The organism is Sinomonas sp. G460-2 (genome assembly GCF_047759905.1).
Classification (GTDB): Bacteria; Actinomycetota; Actinomycetes; order Actinomycetales; family Micrococcaceae; genus Sinomonas.
Genome location: NZ_JBKZWT010000353.1, coordinates 1 through 3,599, shown reverse-complemented (window position 1 = coordinate 3,599; position 3,599 = coordinate 1). Strand labels below are relative to the sequence as shown.

Here is a 3,599-nt window from a genome sequence, read left to right as displayed (position 1 = left end):
AGCCAGAGCCTCCTCCGAGCGCTTGACCTCCTGGGCGAACTCGCAGCCGGCCCGGCAACGCTCGAGGAGCTCGCGTCGCGCGCGACCGTCCACAAGACGACCGTCATGCGGCTCCTGCACGGCCTCGAGGAGAAGCGCTTCGTGGTGCGCGACGGGCAGCAGCGCTACCGACTGGGCCCCAAGCTCTTCGAGCTCTCCTCGCTCGCGCTCGAGCAGCGCGACGTCCGCGCGGTGGCGCGGCCGCACCTCGTGCGGCTCAACGAGCTCACGGGGTACACGGTCCACCTCGCGGCGTTCGAGGGCCCCGACGTGACGTACATCGACAAGCTCGAGTCTCGGCAGCCCGTGCGGATGTACTCGCGGATCGGCCTCACGGCGGCCCTGCACGCTGCCGCCGTCGCGAAGGTCCTGCTCGCCGACCTCCCGGTGTCACGCCGCGAGGCCATCGCTGCGGCCATCGACTACGCGCCGCTCACGGAACGGACGATCACGAGCCCCGAGGCGCTGCTCGCCGAGCTCGATCGGGTCGCCGCGCAGGGCTGGGCGCTCGACGACGAAGAACATGAGGCGTTCGTGCATTGCGTCGCGGCGCCCATCCGGGACGTGAGCGGCCGCGCCGTCGCGGCGGCCTCGTGCTCCGTTCCGACCGTACTGCTCGACCGAGAGGGGCTTCTGGGCCTCGTCCCGGCGCTGACGGCGTGCACGGACGCCATCTCACGGGACCTCGGCTGGGTGCCGCCTGGTGCGCCGCTGGCCTGAACGCCCGGCTACACCCCGAATCGGGGACTGAGCCCGAGCCGTCAGGGGCGGCGCTCGCCAGCGGCCGTCTGGCTCGCGGTGTGCTGGCGGACGAACGCGTCGACGAGCATCTCGAAGCACGCCCGCACTGCGGTGCCGTCACCGGTGACGACGTAGTCGTACATGAGGCCCGTCACGGCCGAGACGAACGTGCGGCCGCGGACGGCCGCCTCGTCGGCCGGAATGCCCTCGTTCTCGAGCCAGGAGGCGAGGAACCGGCACCACCCGAGGTACCCGGCCGCCGAAGTCCCGCGCGGCCGCTCCGCCACGACGTCCTGGACGGCGGCCTCGAACTCGAGGCGCTGAAGGTGGCGGCCGCGGCTCTCCAGCGAGCGCTCGAACACCGCCCGAGCCCACAGGATGAGCTCGTCGAGAGTCATCGTCTCGGCGCCCGGCTGATAAGCGTCGAACCGGGACTCGATGCCACGGATAATCTCGGCAACGAGTTGCTCTCGGTTGCCGAAGTGGTAGACGAGCACGTAGCTGCTGATACCGAGCCCGTCAGCCAGGCTACGGAACGTCAAATCCGCGAGCGTCTTGTCCAGCAGGAATTCCAGAATCTGCTCGAGCAGCTCCGTTTTTCGCTCTGGCCGTGGCGGTCTTGCCATAACCCAATCCTCGTCCCGACCGTCACGTGCGTGATCGGATCTGATGTGTAGTGCCTCACTCCCCCACCGGTGATCCTACAGGCCGGGATCGCGATTATTGGACGCCGACGCTATCCAATGGCTCGCCGTCCGACGCCACCGCCGAGCGGGCCCCGGCGAACTTCTCGTTGAGCCGCGAATGTCCGCGGCCGTAGGCGAAATAGATGGTCAGACCAACGGCAAGCCACACTGCGAAATAAATCCACGTTTCAACGGCAAGATTTGCCATGAGGTACAGGCAGAGGGCTGCGGAGACGATCGGTAGGACCTTGCCGAACGGCACGCGGAAGGACGGCTTGAGGTCCGGACGACGGCGGCGCAGCACGATGATCCCGAGGCTCACCACGACGAACGCCGAGAGCGTGCCGATGTTGATCATCTCCTCGAGCACGTCCACCTGGGTGAGGCCCGCGACAATCGCCACGAGCGCGCCGCACAGGATCTGGAGGCGGGCCGGCGTCGAACGCTTCTCCGACGTCACGGACAGCGCCCGCGGGAGGAGGCCGTCGCGGCTCATCGCGAGGACCACACGGGCGAGGCCCATGAGGAGCACCATGATGACGGTCGTGAGGCCCACGAGCGAGCCGAACGCGATGACCTTCGCGGCGTCCGTGTTCCCCACGGCCTCGAACGCGGTGGTGAGGGTGGGCTGCTCGGCGGCCGCGAGGGCCGTGTACGGGACCATGCCCGTGAGGGCGAGCGAGACGAGGATGTACAGGAGCGTCACGGCGCCGAGGCCCGCGAAGATGCCGCGCGGGAGCGTCTTCTGGGGGTCCGTGACCTCCTCGGCGCTCGTCGCGACCACGTCGAAGCCGATGAACGCGAAGAACACGAGCGCGGCGCCCGCGAACACCCCGAACAGGCCATACTGCGCCGGCGCGGCGCCCGTCGCGAACGCGACGAGCGACTGCTTGAGCACGGCCGTGCCGTCCGAGGCGTGCGCGGGGACCGCCGCCGGGACGAACGGAGCGTAGTTCTGTGCCTTGACGTACGTGAATCCGACCACGATCACGAACAGCACCACGGCGATCTTGATGATCGTGAAGACGTTGCCCACGCGGGCCGAGAGCTTTGTGCCGAGGACCAGGAGGACCGTGAAGATCGAGACGATGAGGAACGGGCCCCACACGAGCTCGATGGGGCCGAGCTGGATGCTCGGCGGGACGTCGAGGCCCACGAGGGAGAACACCTTGCTGAGGTAGAGGCCCCAGTACTTCGCGACGACGGCGCCCGCCGTGAACAGCTCGAGGATGAGGTTCCAGCCGATGATCCATCCGAGCAGCTCGCCCATGGTGGCGTACGTGAAGACGTAGGCGGACCCCGCGACCGGGATCGCCGTGGCGAACTCGGCGTAGCACATGATCGCGAGCGCGCACGCGACCGCGGCGATCGCGAAGGAGACCGTGACGGCCGGGCCCGCGAAGTTCGCCGCAGCCTTCGCGCCGACGGAGAAGATCCCTGCACCCACCGCGACCGCGACGCCCATGATCATGAGATCCCACGAGCTGAGCGACCGCTTGAGCCTCCTGCCCGGTTCGTCAGAGTCGGCGAGCGTCTGCTCGATGGGCTTGGTGCGGAGGATCTGCATGCAACTTCCTGGGGTACCGGCCGGCGGCCCGGGGCCAAAACAACCCGTGAGGCCAAAAACAACCTGTTAAGGGTAGGTGTCCGCTCCGTGGGCACCTCAAATCGTCTCAGGATGCGGACCCGCAGGCCCACGGGCAGTAGGTCAGAACGTCGCGGTGTTGGAGACGGGCGTCCCGCCCTGCTCGAGCACGGCAGTCCCGGTGACGGCCGGCTGAGCGACCTGCCCCAAACCCAAGGTCTGCGTTAATCCGGTGGCGGCGGTCCAAGAAAGGACCAGCTGAGGAATCTGGCCGCCGCCCACGAACGGCGTGGTGCAGGTTAGCGTCGTCAATAAATCGGCAGTCGAGGCCGGCGGACAGGTCCATCCGCTCGAAGGCGGCGGGGGAGATACGGTTCCCGGCGAATAGCGCACTGTGACGACGACCGTCGTTGGCTGGGACGCCGGCCTCGCGGGCATCGCATGGACCGTTATCGTGTCCGAACCCGTAGCTCTCTGATCACTGGCATTCAAGGTGTAGAACGGCGCCGTCGGAGTGGGGGTCGGCGTCGGGCTGGGCGGCGCGCTCG

Annotated in this window: 4 protein-coding genes; 1 reads left to right on the top strand and 3 read right to left on the bottom strand. The window is 68.2% G+C overall.

Features of this window, described 5'->3' with window-relative positions:
* Positions 1–759, top strand: a 759-nt coding sequence (locus tag ACLN58_RS19625) for an IclR family transcriptional regulator (protein ID WP_415856918.1), incomplete at its 5' end; no start/stop codon positions are given.
* A gap of 41 nt (positions 760–800) precedes the next feature.
* Here the strand turns inward: ACLN58_RS19625 and ACLN58_RS19620 are convergent.
* The 3 genes from ACLN58_RS19620 to ACLN58_RS19610 form a co-directional block, all read right to left on the bottom strand.
* On the bottom strand, positions 801–1,406 hold the full coding sequence (locus ACLN58_RS19620; protein ID WP_415856917.1) for a TetR/AcrR family transcriptional regulator: 606 nt from the start codon (positions 1,404–1,406) through the stop codon (positions 801–803).
* Between the two features lie 94 nt (positions 1,407–1,500).
* A complete protein-coding gene (locus ACLN58_RS19615; protein WP_415856916.1) occupies positions 1,501–3,033 on the bottom strand; it encodes an amino acid permease in 1,533 nt (510 codons plus the stop codon).
* A 141-nt stretch (positions 3,034–3,174) separates the two neighbouring features.
* Positions 3,175–3,363 carry a hypothetical protein gene (locus tag ACLN58_RS19610; RefSeq protein WP_415856915.1) on the bottom strand — a complete coding sequence of 63 codons (189 nt, stop codon included), beginning with the start codon at positions 3,361–3,363 and terminating at the stop codon, positions 3,175–3,177.
* Positions 3,364–3,599: the final 236 nt, after the last annotated feature.